Source organism: Pseudoalteromonas sp. SD03, assembly GCF_040937955.1.
Taxonomy (GTDB): domain Bacteria; phylum Pseudomonadota; class Gammaproteobacteria; order Enterobacterales; family Alteromonadaceae; genus Pseudoalteromonas; species Pseudoalteromonas tetraodonis.
Window position 1 is genome coordinate 1,402,573 of record NZ_CP162514.1, and the last position, 16,871, is coordinate 1,419,443.

At 41.6% G+C, this 16,871-nt stretch carries 10 protein-coding genes; 5 read left to right on the forward strand and 5 right to left on the reverse strand.

All coding sequences use genetic code 11. The features are described 5' to 3' along the window. The first annotated feature begins 106 nt into the window (after positions 1-106). Genes recC through recD form a run of 3 tightly spaced genes read left to right on the forward strand, consistent with a single transcriptional unit; the run spans position 107 to position 8,974 of the window. Positions 107-3,406: an exodeoxyribonuclease V subunit gamma gene (gene recC, locus ABZP26_RS06605; protein ID WP_013464654.1), complete on the forward strand. Its 3,300-nt coding sequence runs from the start codon at positions 107-109 to the stop codon at positions 3,404-3,406. Continuing rightward, positions 3,393-6,959, forward strand: a complete 3,567-nt coding sequence (recB, locus tag ABZP26_RS06610) for an exodeoxyribonuclease V subunit beta (RefSeq protein ID WP_013464655.1) — start codon at positions 3,393-3,395, stop codon at positions 6,957-6,959. Before recC ends, recB begins: the two co-directional genes overlap by 14 nt. Then, on the forward strand, positions 6,956-8,974 hold the full coding sequence (gene recD, locus ABZP26_RS06615) for an exodeoxyribonuclease V subunit alpha (RefSeq protein WP_013464656.1): 2,019 nt from the start codon (positions 6,956-6,958) through the stop codon (positions 8,972-8,974). Before recB ends, recD begins: the two co-directional genes overlap by 4 nt. A 13-nt stretch (positions 8,975-8,987) precedes the next feature. Here recD and ABZP26_RS06620 read toward each other — a convergent pair whose 3' ends face one another. Both ABZP26_RS06620 and ABZP26_RS06625 read right to left on the reverse strand, forming a co-directional pair. Continuing rightward, a complete protein-coding gene (locus tag ABZP26_RS06620) occupies positions 8,988-9,620 on the reverse strand; it encodes a trimeric intracellular cation channel family protein (RefSeq protein WP_013464657.1) in 633 nt (210 codons plus the stop codon). Between the two features lie 130 nt (positions 9,621-9,750). Next, positions 9,751-11,040 (reverse strand): amidohydrolase, encoded by a 1,290-nt coding sequence (locus tag ABZP26_RS06625; RefSeq protein WP_036956171.1) that lies wholly within the window; start codon positions 11,038-11,040, stop codon positions 9,751-9,753. 324 nt (positions 11,041-11,364) lie between these two features. Here ABZP26_RS06625 and ABZP26_RS06630 point away from each other — a divergent pair, with 324 nt between their 5' ends. Both ABZP26_RS06630 and ABZP26_RS06635 read left to right on the forward strand, forming a co-directional pair. After that, entirely contained in the window at positions 11,365-12,423 is a 1,059-nt protein-coding gene (locus ABZP26_RS06630) for a hypothetical protein (protein WP_013464659.1), read from the forward strand. A 64-nt stretch (positions 12,424-12,487) separates the two neighbouring features. Next, a complete protein-coding gene (locus ABZP26_RS06635; RefSeq protein ID WP_013464660.1) occupies positions 12,488-13,552 on the forward strand; it encodes a hypothetical protein in 1,065 nt (354 codons plus the stop codon). Between the two features lie 48 nt (positions 13,553-13,600). Here ABZP26_RS06635 and ttcA read toward each other — a convergent pair whose 3' ends face one another. The 3 genes from ttcA to ABZP26_RS06650 all read right to left on the reverse strand — a co-directional run bounded on the left by ttcA (position 13,601) and on the right by ABZP26_RS06650 (position 16,850). Next, the gene (ttcA, locus tag ABZP26_RS06640) at positions 13,601-14,515 is read right to left on the reverse strand and encodes a tRNA 2-thiocytidine(32) synthetase TtcA (RefSeq protein ID WP_013464661.1); all 915 of its coding nucleotides are present in this window, start codon (positions 14,513-14,515) and stop codon (positions 13,601-13,603) included. A gap of 92 nt (positions 14,516-14,607) precedes the next feature. Then, entirely contained in the window at positions 14,608-15,534 is a 927-nt protein-coding gene (gene uspE / locus ABZP26_RS06645; RefSeq protein WP_013464662.1) for a universal stress protein UspE, read from the reverse strand. Positions 15,535-15,695: 161 nt separating this feature from the next. Next, positions 15,696-16,850 (reverse strand): right-handed parallel beta-helix repeat-containing protein, encoded by a 1,155-nt coding sequence (locus tag ABZP26_RS06650; protein ID WP_013464663.1) that lies wholly within the window; start codon positions 16,848-16,850, stop codon positions 15,696-15,698. Positions 16,851-16,871 lie beyond the last annotated feature (21 nt).

The following is a 16,871-nucleotide window of genomic DNA, read 5'->3' on the forward strand; positions in this document are numbered from 1 at the left end:
GCTACTGGCTAACATGCTGATTTATTAACGCCAATGTCCCCTTAGCGCTACCGCTTAAATTGAAAATATCTTACACTGGCTTTATCTCAAGTAAGGCTGGTATCGTATGCTCAATATTATTCAATCAAACCGAATGGAAGCCCTGCAAGCGCAGTTTCATCAGCTATTAAAAGTAAACCCATTGCAAAGCCCATTTGATAAAGAAGTGGTGTTAGTGCAATCGCCGGGTATGTCGCAGTGGCTAAAAATTGGTTTAAGTGAAAATTTAGGCGTGGCTGCGCAGGTAGACTTTCCGCTGCCGTCGAGCTTTATTTGGCAGTTGTACCAGCAACTATTGCCAAACGTGCCTAAAGAGTCGGCGTTTAATAAACCGAACCTTGCTTGGAAACTGTTTGCAATTTTACCTACTTGTATTGACGAGCCACTGTATTTACCCTTAAAAACCTATTTAGAGGGGGATATTGACGGCCAAAAAACCTTTGCCCTATGTGAAAAAATAGCCGATGTGTACGACCAATATTTAATGTATCGCCCCCATTGGATAGCCACTTGGGATAGCGGTGTTGATACGCTTGACGATGTAGATATCAGCATTGCTCCTTGGCAACCCGATTTGTGGCGCCGCCTTGTCAAATTAAGTAAAACACTTGGGCAAAGCCAATTTCACCGCGCCAACATGCAAGGACAATTACTCAGCGCCCTTGAGAGTATGGATAGCAGCTTATTGCCAAAGCGTATTAGCCTATTTGGTATATCTGCGATTGCCAGCTCACAGCTTGACGTGTTTGAAGCCTTGAGTAAAAAAACTGAGGTGTTTTTATTCTTTTTTAACCCCAGCGAGCATTATTGGGGCGATATAATCGATGAAAAAACAGCGGCTAAAATAAACGCTAAATACGCCAAAATGCCGCTGGTGGAAGCGCAGCAAAAAAAGCAAACGAATCCTGATGAAGAATACTATTTTATTGGTAATCCGTTGTTGTCGTCGTGGGGTAAACTCGGCCGCGATTATTTTGAGCAACTGGTGCAGCTTGATGCCCGTTGGATTGATGGTTTTATTGATGCGTTTGACGATACCTTACTTGGGCAAGTGCAAAGCGAAATATACCAACTTGCCTTTAAAGGTGAATCGCTTACCGATAACAAAGAATGGTTTATAAACGATGAGGGTAAACTGCCCATAAGTGCAAACGATACCAGCATTACGTTAAGTGACTGCCACACACCATTAAGGGAAGTCGAGCGCCTGCACGACTACTTACTCAATTTGTTTAATCAAAACCCAACGCTTACCCCCAAAGACATCATCGTCATGATGCCTGATGTAGGTACTTATAGCCCTTACATTGAGGCCGTTTTTGGTGGTGCGCAGGGCAGCCGATTTATACCATACGCCCTTGCCGATTTAGCCATAGAGCAAGAAAAACCAGTACTGAGCTCGTTTGCCAGTTTAGCTAATTTACCGTTTTCGCGCTTTGGCGTGTCGGATATTCTTGATTTATTACAGGTTACGCAAATTGCCGAAAAATTTGGCCTAGAAGCCCATGAATACGAGCAAATACATTATTGGCTTGAGCGAGTAGGGGTAAAGTGGGGCATAAACGCTGAGCATAAACAAAGCTTTGATTTACCCGCCATTGATTTAAATACCTGGCAACATGGCTTGAACCGTTTATTACTGGGGATTGCCATGCGCGACGAACAGTGCCCATTTAATGGTATTTACAGCGCCGATGAAGTAGAAGGTATGGCGCTTGATACTCTCAATAAGCTGGTGCATTTTATTGATGTGCTTCAAGACTTTAAAGCGAAACTCACCCCTGATGATACGCTTTCTAATAAAGCCCATATATTAAGTGAGCTACTCAATGCTGTGTATGAGAGCGAAAGCGATGATAGCTGGGATTTATTAGTGCTGCAAAAGGTGCTCGAAGATATTGCGAAGCACCACGACAACGGCGACTACAGTAAAGCCGTTTCGCAGCGCATAGTGAGCTATCTAATCAAGCAAGGTATACAAGAAAAAGGTGTAGGTCAGCGCTTTTTAGTAGGACAAGTGAACTTTTGTACGTTAATGCCAATGCGCGCCGTGCCGTTTAAGGTGGTGTGTATGCTAGGCTTGAACGATGCCGATTACCCACGTACCGTGCAGCCTATCGGTTTTGACTTAGTACCTTATTCTAAAAAGCAAAAAGGTGACCGTTCACGTAAACTCGATGACCGTTACCTCTTTTTAGAAGCGCTCTTAAGTGCTCGAGATAATTTATATATGAGCTACATTGGCCGCTCGTGTTTTGACAACCAGCCGCGCATGCCATCAACTCTAGTAAGTGAGCTTTTAGAATACATTGGACGCAGTTTTAAACTTAGCGAACCCAGTGATAAACCCTTGCCTGAATGCCTTATTACGCAGCAGCATTTGCAGCCTTTTAATAGCCTGTATTACTCAGCTCCTAGCGATGAACAGGCGGGAGTAAATAATCACAGCTATAACCCAATTTGGCTGCCTAGCGAGGCTATTGAGCCAAAAGCAATCACTGCGCTTGATGTAACACCCCCTGAGCTACTTGATCTTGATGTGTTTATTCGTAGTGTATGCCATGCCCAAGAGAGCTTTTATCAACAAAGTTTAGGGTTACGCTTGCCGCAATTTAACGATATAGCGAAAGACGAAGAACCGTTTAGCCTAGATGCGCTGCGCCGTTATTTTTACCTTGACGAAATACTTGAAGCAAACATTAACAATACGCCGCTCAGTACCGAGCAAATACTGCAGCGCGGTGAGTTGCCCCAAGCCAATGTTGGCAGCTTAATTTATGAGGGTATGCAGCACCGAGTTGATGCGCTTGCAGGGCAAGTAAAAGAGCAAATAAAAGCCGGTAAAAGCGAACCGATAGAAGTGTTACTTGCGCTTGAAAATACCACCATTGAAGGCTGGCTTAACCATGTGTATATGCAAAAACAAGTGTTTTACCGCAGTGCCAGTATTAAAGCCAAAGATTTAATAAAAGGCTTTCTTTATCACCTGGCAGCTCAAAGCATGGAACAAGAGGTTGAAACCTTATTACTGGGTTTAGATAAACAAATTAGCTTTGCCCCTATGAGTAAAGCCAATGCCGACTTGCTGCTTGCAGATTGGTTTGAACTATACAAAGCATTGCGAAACGCGCCGGTGGCGTTTTTTCCGGTGAGTGGTTACGAATATGTGAAAAGCGGTGGCGATATGGCAAAAGCTAACAGTAAATTTAGCCCACAGTATATTGGCCGAGGTGAAGGGGAAAACCCTTATATTCGTCTCACGGTGCAATCGCTCAATGATTGCCAAGAGGAGTTTATACAATGGAGCGAAAAATTATTTGTCCCGTTATTTGAGCACGCCAAGGAGAGTGACTATGCAAGCGCTTAACCCACTCACTATGCCATTATCAGGGCAAAGCTTAATTGAAGCCAGTGCAGGCACAGGTAAAACCTACACGATCACGGGTTTGTATTTACGTTATTTATTGGGCATGCAAATACCCGGTGAGCTGAGTACGCCTTTGAGCGTTGAGCAAATCTTGGTGGTAACCTTTACCGATGCCGCTACCCAAGAAATTAAAGACCGTGTTCGTAGCCGTATTATTGCCGCGCGTGATGCTTTATTGGGGCAAGTGCCCAATGATGAACTCATTGAAGGTGTGATAGCGGGCGTTGATGATAAACATCGTGCGTTTGACTTACTCGATGCAGCAGCTAAATCAATGGATGAGGCGGCTATTTTTACCATTCATGGTTTTTGTCAGCGGATGCTAAAACAACATGCGTTTGAGTCGGGGGTCGCGTTTAACTTAGAGTTTATTTTAGATGAGCGCGAGATACTGCTTGAGACCATAAAAGATTTTTGGCGCGCGTTTGTCTACCCGCTTAATAAGCAAAAAACAAATGCGATTTTAGAGGTGTTTGCCGCACCTGAATCATTATTTAGCCAAGTAAGCAGTATTTTAAATAAAGCCAACGCCGAAATAACACCGCAAGTAAATTTAGAGGATGTGTGGCAAGCCCGAGATGAATACTTGGAGCTTGTACCCGCCTTTAAAAAAGCGTGCCTAGAGCAAGAATTTATTGGCGCTGTGAAAGCATCCGATTTAAGCGGCTCAAAAACACCGGCACGAAAAGGCAGCTTAGCGGCGCTTGAAGCGTTTTGTTTAGGCAATGATGACTTTTTTGAATTTGGTACTAACAAATATTCGTTTGAGGTTTGGAGCAGCGAGAATTTAAGTAATACCGCTAATTATAAAAAAAATGGCACATTACTGACTCATCCACTTATTAGCCAATTCGATACCTTAGCTGCACTTAACAATACCATTAAACAAGGGCTAAAAATTGCGATAGTGCAATATGCGGCAAGTTGGGTAAAAGCGGCCATAGTTAAGCGCAAACAAGAGCAAAGCGTGATCACCCCTGATGACCTACTCACTAATTTACATACGGCTCTTAATAGTGAGCAAGGTGACGTATTGTCGCAAAAAATTGCGCAGTTATTTCCGGTGGCAATGATTGATGAGTTTCAAGACACCGACCCTATTCAGTACGGTATTTTTAGTAAAATTTATGCTCAAAGCAATACCACTTTAGCCATGATAGGCGATCCCAAACAAGCTATTTATGGCTTTAGGGGCGCAGATATATTTACCTACATTGGTGCCAAAGAGGCCGTAGAGCAGTCGCAACAATTTACCCTAGGCACTAATTTTCGCTCCAGCAGCGATATCGTCAACAGCGTAAATAGCTTGTTTAGTAAATACGATAACAGCTTTATTTATAACGATGCCATTCCCTTTAATAAAGTGAAAGCCAAGGGTAAAAAAGCCAAAGATACATTTTTAATTGATGGCAAACCGGCCACCGCCTTTGAATTTAATGTGTTTGTGGATGAAGCTGGCGATGAAAAAGGCAAACCGACCAGTAAAGGCTTAGGGCAAGCTCATTTAGCCACCCATTTTGCTAATAAAATTGTTACGTTACTCGAGCAAGCAAACCAAGGAATAGCTTGTATTGGCAGTAAGCCGGTAAGCGCTGCTGATATTTGTATTTTGGTGCGCGATCGCGTTGAAGCGCAAATAATGAAGCAGGCCTTGAGCAAAGCCAATATTGCCAGCGTGTATTTGTCTCGTGATAGTGTATTTAGCCAAGAGCTAAGTCACCATTTACTCAACTTTTTAACCGCATTGCACGGCCAGTACGACGAGTCGCTACTACGAGGTGTACTCGCAGGGCCATTATTCTGTTTAAGTTATAACGATATTTTTGCTTTGGCCGATGATGAAAATGCATGGCAAGAACACTTAAACTTTTTTGCTCAACTTAGCCATATTTGGCACAAGCAAGGGGCTATGGCCATGCTTGAACGCTTACTGAGTCATAATCAACTCAGTGCCAAATGGCAAGGCTTGGGCTATAACGTAGAACGTTGGCTTACCGACTTTAGACACCTTGGTGAAATACTGCAGCAAAAACAAATAGAGCTTGAAGGGACACTTCGTTTGTTGCGTTGGTTTGCGCAAAAGGTGAGCCAACAAGATGGCGAAACTGTGCAAGTACGTTTAGAGAGCGACGCAAATTTGGTTAAAATTGTCACTATGCATGCCTCAAAGGGGCTTGAATATCCATTGGTATTTATGCCCTTTGCTAGTGGCTATCGTGAAACTAAAGACGCGCTTTATCACCATAACGGCAAGTTAATTTTTGATTTAAGTAAAGACGAAGACGCCTTGCAACAAGCAGAGCAAGAGCGCCTAGCCGAAGATTTACGCCTATTGTATGTCGCATTGACCCGTGCAGTGCATTTTTGTGCCTTGGGTGTATATAACATCGGGCAAGGGCAAAGTAGCCGCTTAGCGATTCAAAGTAGTGCGCTTGGGCATGTGTTGTTCTCAGGGTTAGCGTTAACCAGCAGCCAAACATGGCGCACTCATTTAAGTGAGTTTTGTGATGCCAATGATTCGATGGAATATCTGCAAATTACCTCGGGTGAATTACTCGAGCAGGGCATACTTCGCTTTAATAATGAACACGTTGAAAAGCAGGCGCTGAGTATTAATACTGTAACCACGCAGATTGAACGCGATTGGCGGGCAACCAGTTTTAGTGCCTTGAGCTTTAAAAAGCATACTGACCAACTGGCACCTGGGCGCAGCGATGAAGATCATCAAAGAGATGAGTTTGCGGTGCAACAAGATGAACTTCTCTCACCGTATAGTTTTCCAAAAGGTGCAAAACCAGGAAGTTGCTTACACGAAATATTCGAGCAACTTGATTTTACCAGCCCGCTTGTTCACCCCTCAAATCCAGAGCAAAACTTATCGGCAGTAATTAAACGTGCCTTTGAAAAATACCATATTGATGAGCAATGGCAGCAAATTACCGAGCAATGGATACTCGATGCGCTTAATTGCCCGTTAAATAGTGAAAATAATTTAAGCTTGAGTCAATTATCACCGAGTGATTGTCTTGTTGAAATGGAGTTTAACTTACCGCTTGCTAGCCTAAGTGCGCCTAAACTCAACGAAATGCTGATTAAACACTTTGATTTTAGCCAAAGCAAACTTGAATTTGCCCATGTAAAAGGCTTACTAAAAGGCTTTATAGATTTAATTTTTTGTTACCAAGGCAAGTATTATATTTTAGATTATAAATCGAATTATTTGGGCAGTACCCTTGCAGATTATGAGCCAGAGCAGCTTGAGCAAGCCATGACCAGCCACCAATATCATTTACAGTATTTAATTTATACCGTAGCGCTGCATCGATTACTTAAACAACGTATTCCTGACTATGCCATAGAGACGCATTTAGGCGGCGTGTATTATACCTTTTTACGCGGTATGCCAGCGGGTGAAGGGGTGTACTTTAAACAGTTAAGTACAGAGCAAGTTATTATTTTAGATGGTTTGTTTAGCCAAGGAGCGATGCTATGAGTGATTTAAACCAACAACCCGGTTTGTTTGATGACTTTGACGACGCGCCTGTTGATGAGTCGTCGTTACTCAATGAACAACTAGCGGACTCTGTAACTCAAACACCTAAAGTTGTGCCGCTGCTTAGCTATTTAACTGAGCAGCACCGCGTACGTGTTGTGGATGTAAAGCTGGCTGAATTACTCAGTGGTAACAATACTGAACATGATTATGACGAATTATTTTATATTATTTTAATGCTGTGTTTATCACAGCAAAGCCAGCATAGTTGTTTAACTCTAACAGAAATTGATTGGGCTAATCCGTTTAATTTACGCCAAAGCGACTTTACTAAATTAGAAGGCACCGTACCTGACACTCTCACCCCATTTAGTGACGATTTTACGACTGAGGCAGCAATAAGTTACTTACACGCGCATCACAGTGTGGGGGATCACAAGCCGCTGCAATTGTTTAATCAGCGGTTGTATTTTTCGCGTTTAGCAGGGTATGAGCAAACTTTAGCGCAGCGATTACTGGCAATGAGTGAGCGACAACTCAATATTGATGATGAAGTCCTTACTGAGTTATTAACACGCTACTTTCCTGATAATCCAACGCTTGATATTGATTGGCAAAAGGTCGCTTGTGCCATTGCTGCAACAAAGGGCTTTAGTGTGATCACCGGTGGCCCCGGAACCGGTAAAACTACCACGGTGACAAAGCTGTTAGCCATTTTACAGTCGTTATATCAGGCTGCACCATTGAGCATAAAATTAGTAGCACCCACAGGTAAAGCAGCGGCGCGATTAACAGAGTCAATTTTAGGAGCTAAAAATAAGCTCACAGAAATACCGGCTGATATTAATGCGTTGATCCCGCAAAGTGCGCAAACCATTCATCGTTTGTTGGGAGTTAAGCCATTTACTAATAAATTCAGGCACGATAAAAGCAATCCGTTGCATGTTGATGTATTGATTATTGATGAGGCCAGTATGGTCGATTTATCGCTCATGGCTAAATTAATTGAGGCCTTGCCAGCGCATGCCCGATTGATTTTACTCGGCGATAAAGACCAACTCGCCTCGGTTGATACCGGCAGTGTAATGAGTGATTTATGCCAAGGTTTAGTGCTTGGGCAAACACCGCAATATTCAAAAGCACGCTGTGAGCAATTAAATAAGGTGTGTTTTAATGGCGCAGCTAAACTTGGCGCGCAAACTCAGAGTGAGTTTAAACTGGCTGATTGCATTGCCTTTTTACAACATAGTTATCGCTTTGATGCCCAAAGTGGCATAGGCCAATTGGCTTTGGCTGTTAATACCAATGATCGGGGTATTTTAAATTATGTTGAACAACACAGTACGCAAGGGCATTTTAGCGATGTTATTTTAGACTACGATTTTGTCTCTACACCGATTGAAAAGCTTATAAACAGCGCGGCAAGTCACTACGGTGATTATTTAACACTGATTGCCCAAGGAGCTAGTGTTGCCAAAGTGCATGAGGCTTTTGCCCGCTATCAATTACTTGCCGCGGTGCGTGAAGGCGATTACGGCGTTAATAGTTTAAATCAACGTATTGAGCGTGTATTGCAACAGCAAGGGTTAATTAGCGTTAACCCTAATCAGCGGCATTACACGGGTATGCCTATTATGATTAGCCAAAACGATTATCAACTTAAACTTTTTAACGGCGATATAGGTATTTTAATGCCTGATGACAGTGGCCAACTCAAAGCACTGTTTATTGATGAGCAGGGTAATGAACGTGCATTTTCACCTGCACGACTCCCAGCGCACGATAAAGTGTATGTTATGACCATTCATAAATCGCAAGGCTCAGAGTTTAGTTACACTGCTATGGTATTGCCACCACTTAAACAAGCGAGCGTCGGTATTAACCGGCAATTAGTGTATACCGGTATTACCCGTGCAAAGCAGACCTTTGAGCTGGTAGCAGATAAAAAAGTGCTGCAACTGGCGATGGGTAAAAGTGTGTCACGGGCATCAGGACTCTATGAGCGATTAGTGTAACGCAATGCTTATACTAATCGTTTATTTTTGGTGTTCTTTTTCTAAATAGATTGGGCTGCCAGCCAAAATGGAGCGCGCCCAATCTTAAAAAAACACTGACCAACAGCGAACCAAGAATGCACCATAAATAAGGGGCTTCTAATAAAAATAGCGCGGCATAGGTCAAGCCTCCTGCAAAACAGGCGGTGGAGTAGAGCTCTTCTCGCATCACCAACGGCACTTCTCGACAGATCACGTCGCGTATTAAGCCACCAAATATCCCCGTAGTCATGCCCATTGTAAGTGCAACCATCATGGTGGTGCCTTCAATTAATGCTTTTTCGATACCGACCACATTAAAGATAGCCATACCAATTGCATCAACCAACAACATGTAATAGTTAGACACATCGGGTAAGTGGCGAATAAACATAACAGTGACAAAAATAGCGCCATAGGTGACATATAAAAAATCGGGGTTGGCTATCCAAAAAACGGGTTGGTTAAGAAGTATGTCTCTGAGCGTGCCACCGCCAAGCGCAGTGACTGAGCCAACAACCACCACTCCAAATCCGCCAATATCTTTATCATGGCCTAATAACGCACCTGAAATTGCAAAAAAAGCCACACCAATTAGGCTTAAAAAATTAAAATATTCTGCTGTCATTAAGGTGTCCTTACCTGATTGAGAATTTATATAATTAAAGGTAAGCGAAAGGGGATTTATATTAGCTGAATAACACTCTCTAATAAAACAAGCACAAGGTTATTACCCCTGTGCTTGTTACGTTGAGTTGTTATTGTAAGTAGTCAACAACCAGTTGAGATAATGACTCTACGCCGAGTTGTAAGGCGCTTTCGTCAACATAAAACTGAGGTGAATGATTACTTGCTGCCGTTTTAGCGTTTTGATCTTTTGGAGTGACGCCTAAAAAGTAAAACAGCCCAGGGGTTTCAAGCGCATAGTAACTAAAGTCTTCTGCGCCGGTAATTAAATCGGTGGTAATAATATTGTCAGCACCAGCAATACGGGCAAGCGTTGGGGTCATTTTTTGGGTGAGTGCTACATTGTTTACTGTGACAGGGTAGCCGTGATCTATATGCACATCGGCTTTAGCACCAGCGGATTCGGCAACCAGCTCAGCGGTTTTAGCTAAACGTTTTTTAATATCGGCGCGCATAGTTTGATCAAAGGTTCTAATGGTACCAATCAGCTCTACATTATCAGGGATTATATTTGAGCGTATGCCGCCATTAATTGCGCCAAACGAAATGACTGAAGGTGCTTTAGTTACATCAACTTGGCGAGAGGCGATTGTTTGAGTTGCCATAATAATTTGTGATGAAGCAACAATTGGGTCTACGCCATTCCATGGACGTGAACCATGTGTTTGACGCCCCGTTACGTTAATTGTGAAAGAATCTTCACTGGCCATTAGTGGCCCTTCACGAAAGCCAATTTGCCCTGTATTGAGTGAGCTGGTGACATGTAAACCAAACACGGCCTCAGGCTTTTGCTTAAATAAGCCTTCTTTTAACATCAGCTCAGCGCCACCTTCTTCGCCCTCGGGGGCACCTTCTTCAGCCGGTTGAAATACAAACAGTACTTCGCCCGCTAACTGATCTTTTATTTTTACCAGTGACTCTGCCACGGCCATTAAAATAGCAACATGAGTGTCGTGCCCGCAGGCATGCATAACGCCTACTTCATTGCCACGATAGGTTGATGTTTGTTTAGAGGCAAAGGGTAAATCAACTTGTTCGGTAACCGGTAAAGCATCCATATCAGCACGCAATGCGATTAAAGGGCCTTTTTTACCGCCGCTTAATTTTGCCACAACACCGGTATGAGCAACACCGGTTTGTACTTCAAGACCCAGTGATTTCAAATGTTCAGTAATGTACTTGGCGGTTTCAAATTCGCGATTACTCAGTTCTGGATATTGATGTAAGTGACGACGCCATTTAATGACCTTTTCACTCACACTTTGTGTTGCTTGTTCAAGTTGGGTGTTAACACTCGCGGCAAAACTAGGCGCGGAAATGGCGGTTAATAAAAAGCCACCACACATTATTTTTTTTATCATTATGATTCCTTGGTTGTTCGTATGTAACTAACTTACGCTATTACGCTGATAAAAAGTAGTGCCATGCGATAGTTAATAAAAAAGTTCATGGTGTTTTCAATGGCGGCTTATAAAACTTATAAACTGTTCCAAATAGCACAATAGTTTAGCGCTTTTGTCGTATTTTAACGCAGATATTTAGCCTTAACAGTGAAAATGATAACAAAATGTTGCATTTTTTAACTTTGTTCCCAATACTGGTCAATGCGTTGCTTTTACCATGCACCGACAACAGCGTGTAACAAGCTAAGCATAATAAAAATATTGAATCAGTTAAGGATTAATATGAACAACACACACATATTTAAACGCGTCTCTTTATTTGCAGCAGCATTAAGCCTGCTGATGAGTTTTTCTGCGCTCAGTAAAGAGTATAAGGTAATTTTAATTCATGGTTTGCAGGTATCACAACTTACCAATAGAGCAGCCAGTGATGTGGTAAACAATGGACAAAGCTATTGGCAGTCTTATTGGGTGAACCGCGCAGATGAGCGCATCGATTGGCCTGCATATGAACGAATAGAAGGAAAAATCACCACCGATTGGGTATGGCCTAAACTACAGCAAATTTCTCGCTCAAATCTATGCGAGCCAGGCTGTGTATTTGTGACTCATTCAACCGGTGACTTAGTTGCCCGATATATTATAGATAACCAAGAAAACTGGCTTGAAAATGCCGGATTACAGCCGCTTAATATTATTGCCACCTTTGATTTAGCGGGTGCTGGTGGCGGCAGTGAATTGGCCGACTTAGCGGTGAGTACATTAACAGGCGCATCGTGGAATTTTGCTGTAGATGCCGCGCTAACGTGGTGGTTAGGCAGTGAAGTTAATGAGGCGGTAGGCGTATTGCACGATTTAAAAGTAAATAATGCACGCAGAATTGCGCCATTACCTGATGCACGCACACCTCGTTTACGTTTTGTAGCCGATGGTAATGCTTACTTAGGTTTAACGGCTGGATTTTTACGCGGTAATGACGACTCGGTAGTGGCTACTCACTCATCATGTGGTGCAAGCTCTGTAAACTCATTTGGTAGCTGTAGCACCAATATTGACACTAATGGGCGTTTAAAATCGCAAGGTGATGCTGTTAATAGTTTTATGCCATATCATTATCCATTAATGATGACTAACAGTTATAGTCATAACGAGATTCAACAAGCGCAGCGCCAAGGAAATGTAACGATTGCGATGAATAACATTACGGTAGCTGGCGACACGCTAGGGTTTGAAACCGTAGATGAAACCACAGGTAGTTGGTTTTGGAAGAAACAATATCGTTATGTAAAAGACTCAGATAATTTGAGTGCATCGGCACTTATATATAATGTGATCCCGTGATATAAGCATACTTAAAACATCGTGTAGTATACGTACTACACGTTTTATATAGGATAACTAACCGATGAAAAAGTCCTACGTGATTGGCTTTGCTATCAGCTTGGGCCTAATTATGTGGTTTTTAATTGATGAGGGTCATGCAAGTTACCCCCTAAAACAAGCCCCTCTTAATGATAAAAAGCCGATATCGACACCTCCTGCTCAGCAGCGCACGCTAAGCCAACCTGTGACAAAGGTAACAACAAAAACCAGCTCAGTAACTCAGTCAGCATTTGATGAAGACTTAGCCAAAGCCGCCTCTGTGGTTGCTGATCAGTATCAGAAAAGTTTGGCGTTTCCGCCTTATTCACAACCATTAACGGTATATGATGAGGACAGACTTAAGCCAAATCAGTTCTTTCCTGTTAGCAGCCCAGTGGGTGAGCAAGGAGGGGAGTTAACAGTGAGCTTGTCTCAATATCGGTATGTGTATCCACAAGCTATAGAGCTAACCGTAAGCGCCCCAAATTTAGGTAAGGCGGTAGTGACACTCAGTAATACAGACACCAAAAAGTCGCTAAAAACGCAAAGCGGTGTGGCTCGTCAAAATGAGCTGGCAATGATATTTAAAGGTGAAGAAGACTATCCACGTAATTTACAATTATTAGTTGAAGCAGATATCGCGGGTAAAATAGTTCCTGTGGTGGCACAAATACACTATATGCCGCCTAGTGCAACGCTAACTAGCTTTGATAACGCGTATCCACGTAATGATAATATGATAGTGCCTGCTAATTTAACAGTTATAAAAAGTGGCTTATACCGTTTAAGAGCTAACTTATACAGTGGCACCTCGCCATTGGCACATTTAGTTGCTAAAGCACGTTTAAATGAGGGCAGTCAGCAAATTGACTTTAAAGCGCATTGGTCTGTTTTGCCCAAGCAAACGAATGACTTACGGTTGAGGGACTTTGTTATTGAACGTATGTCGCCAAGCCCAGGTGAGCTTAACAGTTTTGGTGAAAGTGAAATTAGCGAGTTTACTATTGAAGATTTTGCTTACGACAGCTTACAGCAGTTGCCTTATCAGGCAAACAAACAAGAAGTGCAGAGTTTAGAGTTTTTACAAGGATTAGCTGCTGGTCAGTAGCAGCATAGAACAAAGTGAAGGGTTTGCATTACTGCAAACCCTTAAAAATTAGCTTAAATTAATGGTAACCACGTCGGCTTGGTTTGTTTCATCTTGTTCATTATTAACTGGCGCTTTTGGAATATCTGGTTTATCGAGCGCGATATCGCCCCCATCAATAACGTCACCCGTTTGCAAGTTGGTAAAATCAAATAATTGATTATCAGCTAAGTGTGAAGGCACAACGTTTTGCATGGCGGTGAAAATACTCTCTATACGGCCCGGGTGCTCTTTATTCCATTGCTCCAGCATATTTTTAGTGTGTTTACGCTGTAAGTTTTCTTGTGAGCCACATAAATTACACGGAATAATAGGGTAGCCTTGGCTGAACGCATATTTGCTTATATCGGCTTCTTTACAATATGCCAGTGGGCGAATAACCATATGCTCACCGTTATCGCTCATTAGTTTAGCCGGCATACTTTTTAGTTTTCCGCCATAAAACATATTTAAAAACAAGGTTTCTATCATATCATCGCGGTGATGACCCAGTGCAATTTTAGTCGCACCTAACTCTTTAGCCGTGCGATATAAAATACCACGGCGCAAGCGAGAGCAAAGCGAGCAGGTTGTTTTACCCTCAGGAATAATATCAGTAACAATACTGTAGGTATCTTCTTCTACAATTTTGTATTCAATATTTAAATTATCAAGATACTCAGGAAGCACATGCTCAGGAAAACCAGGTTGTTTTTGGTCGAGATTTACTGCAAATAAATCAAACTTGATAGGTGCAACACGTTGTAAATGTTGCAACATGTCGAGCATAGTGTAACTGTCTTTGCCACCCGATAAGCACACCATAATACGGTCACCTTCTTCAATCATGTTAAAGTCCATGACAGCTTGACCTGTGAGGCGGCGTAAACGCTTTTGAAGCTTATTTAAGTTGTATTGAGCTTTGGCTTGAGCAGAATGAGACACTACGCCCCCTTGTAAATAGTACGGCAAAATTAATTGCTAAAAATAAAGGGGCGTATTATATGCCATATGTAATATGGGAGCTACTGCAAACGCTAACTTTCTGCAAGCGGGCTTACGTACCCATCAGGTTTAAGTGCAAGTACATCACAATCAAGGCTGTCAATAACATGTTCAGCAGTGTTGCCTACTAAGGCAGCGCTTAAGCCAGTCCGTCCGACCGTGCCAATAACCACTAATTCGCTGTTTAAGCGTTTTGCAACATCCGGTATCACATCTTCTGGCAATCCCTCTTCAATAAAGCATTGATCAGAGGTTAGTTTAAACTCATTAGCGAGTTCATTGGTTGATTCAATATGATGTTTTTTAACTGATTCGTTATATAACCCTGGGTTAAACTCAGGGATCTCTATTGCTATATTAACCGGTGTAGCAGGGTATGCATTGACTAAGTTAAGTTTAGCATTAGCCAGTTCACTTAAAAATTGTGCATCTTTAATTATGCGTTTATTCAGTGACAGGTGCTGATCATTTTCACTGACTGCATTAACAGCCGCTAAAATATTCCCATGTGCTGGCCACGCCATATCTTTTACAAATAATACAGGGGTTGGGCATTTTCTGACTAAGTGCCAGTCTGTTGGCGTGAAAATAACTGCTTTAAGCGCACCATGCTGATGAGTACCTTTGATCACTAGGTCATATTTATCATTAATAACGGTATTAATAATGGCTTCGTAAGGGCGGTTATGCCAAATGACTTGGGTATTAATATTAATGTTTTGATAAGGAGAGACAAGATCTTTTAACCATAATTCGCGATCTTTTAACACCGCTTTACGCATTGCTTCACGTTCATCACCAGAGAGCATAGTAGTCATTTCGTAAGAGAAATCGTACACCGTCATAAAGGCGGTAATGCTAGCCCCTGATTTTTTGGCTAAATCTATTGAACGCGCGAGGGCATTTTGATCGTCTTTAGTTGGGTCAATAACCGCGATAATACGTTTAATCGTTTCCATTGTGCTACTCCATTCACTTAACAGTTATACCTTGAGTGTAACGCAAATACACAACAGTTAAAGGGGTAGCACTAATATTCTTGTTCTATATCAAGAAATAAAGTTTCTCTAATTTTAAAACTCTTTATCTTGGATAAAAGCATGTACGGCTTTATAAAAATTTAATTATTCTCAGGTTTTATTAAAGTGTTGTCTTCTACAGTGAATCCACTCGTTTTTTTCACAAAGCCCACTTCAGGTAGTAAGTTATAAACATTATCTTTAATGGTAGAAAACAGATAACTCTTTCCACCTCTACTGAATAAGTTAATAAGATACCAATATTTCTTTTCAGGATAAACAGTCATATCAACGTCAATAAAGTGATTGTTATTGATATAAATGCCTCTTACGTATTTGTCATCTATTAGCTCGCCGGTTACATCTGACTGTATTCTAATGCCTCCCTTAGAACGTAAAACTGTGTTGTGAGTAAAATAAATACTTCCCCAATTAAAAGGCTCGGTCACACTTTTTGGTTTGTTAGGGTAAGCATTGAGGATAAACTTATCACTGTCTATGAAGGTATTAGCAATAATTTTTACGTTAGAGTAATAAGTAATTTCTATAGCGGTGCCTTTGGTGTTTTTGAAAGTGTTATATCTTACTAGAGCCTTTGATACAGGTTTAACCGTGGCAAATTTCAATGATCCCTTCAATCCCTCAAAAATATTATCTTCAACTGTAATATCATGCGTACCTCCATAGTTATTATTCCACGGGTGAGTAGTTGTTACTTGTGTGACATTTTCAAAGTAATTATTACGAATATCAATTCTGAAAGAATTGATATTCGTATCATGGGATGATAAGTGTGAAGATGTTGCTCTTATAGCCGCATCGCCAAAATCAAAAAATTGATTATATTTAATTGAAATATCTTCGGAGCCGGCAAAAAGGATACCTTGCTCACCCCAAACATAATTAATTTTGTCTGTGGTTAACCCTCTAAAAATAAAACCATTAATTTCTATGAAGCGTGAATTATAAAAGGATAAAATATACTCTCCTTCAAATTGGTCACACTTTTTTAGTATAACGCCAGTATTAGCTGTAATAACAATATTGTTAAGATTTCTAACAATAATAGCTGAGCAGATGTCATAAACTCCTGGCTTGTCTATTTTAAGCTCAGAATTTTCTGCAGTGTTTAAAATCAAGTCTTTTAGTGCTTCTGAGTCATCAATGCCGTCATCGGGGATCATTGAGCTCGATGCTTGGCTACTAAATAAAATACTTAAAGAAAGAGCGATAAATAGAAATAAAGATTTAGGCATAAGATTGTCCTTCTATGTAAG

Bases quoted from the DNA above. Each gene is read 5' to 3' on its own strand.
- uspE (WP_013464662.1), bottom strand. From the start codon at position 15,534: ATGGAAACGATTAAACGTATTATCGCGGTTATTGACCCAACTAAAGAC.
- recC (WP_013464654.1), top strand. From the start codon at position 107: ATGCTCAATATTATTCAATCAAACCGAATGGAAGCCCTGCAAGCGCAG.
- ABZP26_RS06650 (WP_013464663.1), bottom strand. From the start codon at position 16,850: ATGCCTAAATCTTTATTTCTATTTATCGCTCTTTCTTTAAGTATTTTA.
- ABZP26_RS06630 (WP_013464659.1), top strand. From the start codon at position 11,365: ATGAACAACACACACATATTTAAACGCGTCTCTTTATTTGCAGCAGCA.
- recB (WP_013464655.1), top strand. From the start codon at position 3,393: ATGCAAGCGCTTAACCCACTCACTATGCCATTATCAGGGCAAAGCTTA.
- recD (WP_013464656.1), top strand. From the start codon at position 6,956: ATGAGTGATTTAAACCAACAACCCGGTTTGTTTGATGACTTTGACGAC.
- ABZP26_RS06635 (WP_013464660.1), top strand. From the start codon at position 12,488: ATGAAAAAGTCCTACGTGATTGGCTTTGCTATCAGCTTGGGCCTAATT.
- ABZP26_RS06625 (WP_036956171.1), bottom strand. From the start codon at position 11,040: ATGATAAAAAAAATAATGTGTGGTGGCTTTTTATTAACCGCCATTTCC.
- ABZP26_RS06620 (WP_013464657.1), bottom strand. From the start codon at position 9,620: ATGACAGCAGAATATTTTAATTTTTTAAGCCTAATTGGTGTGGCTTTT.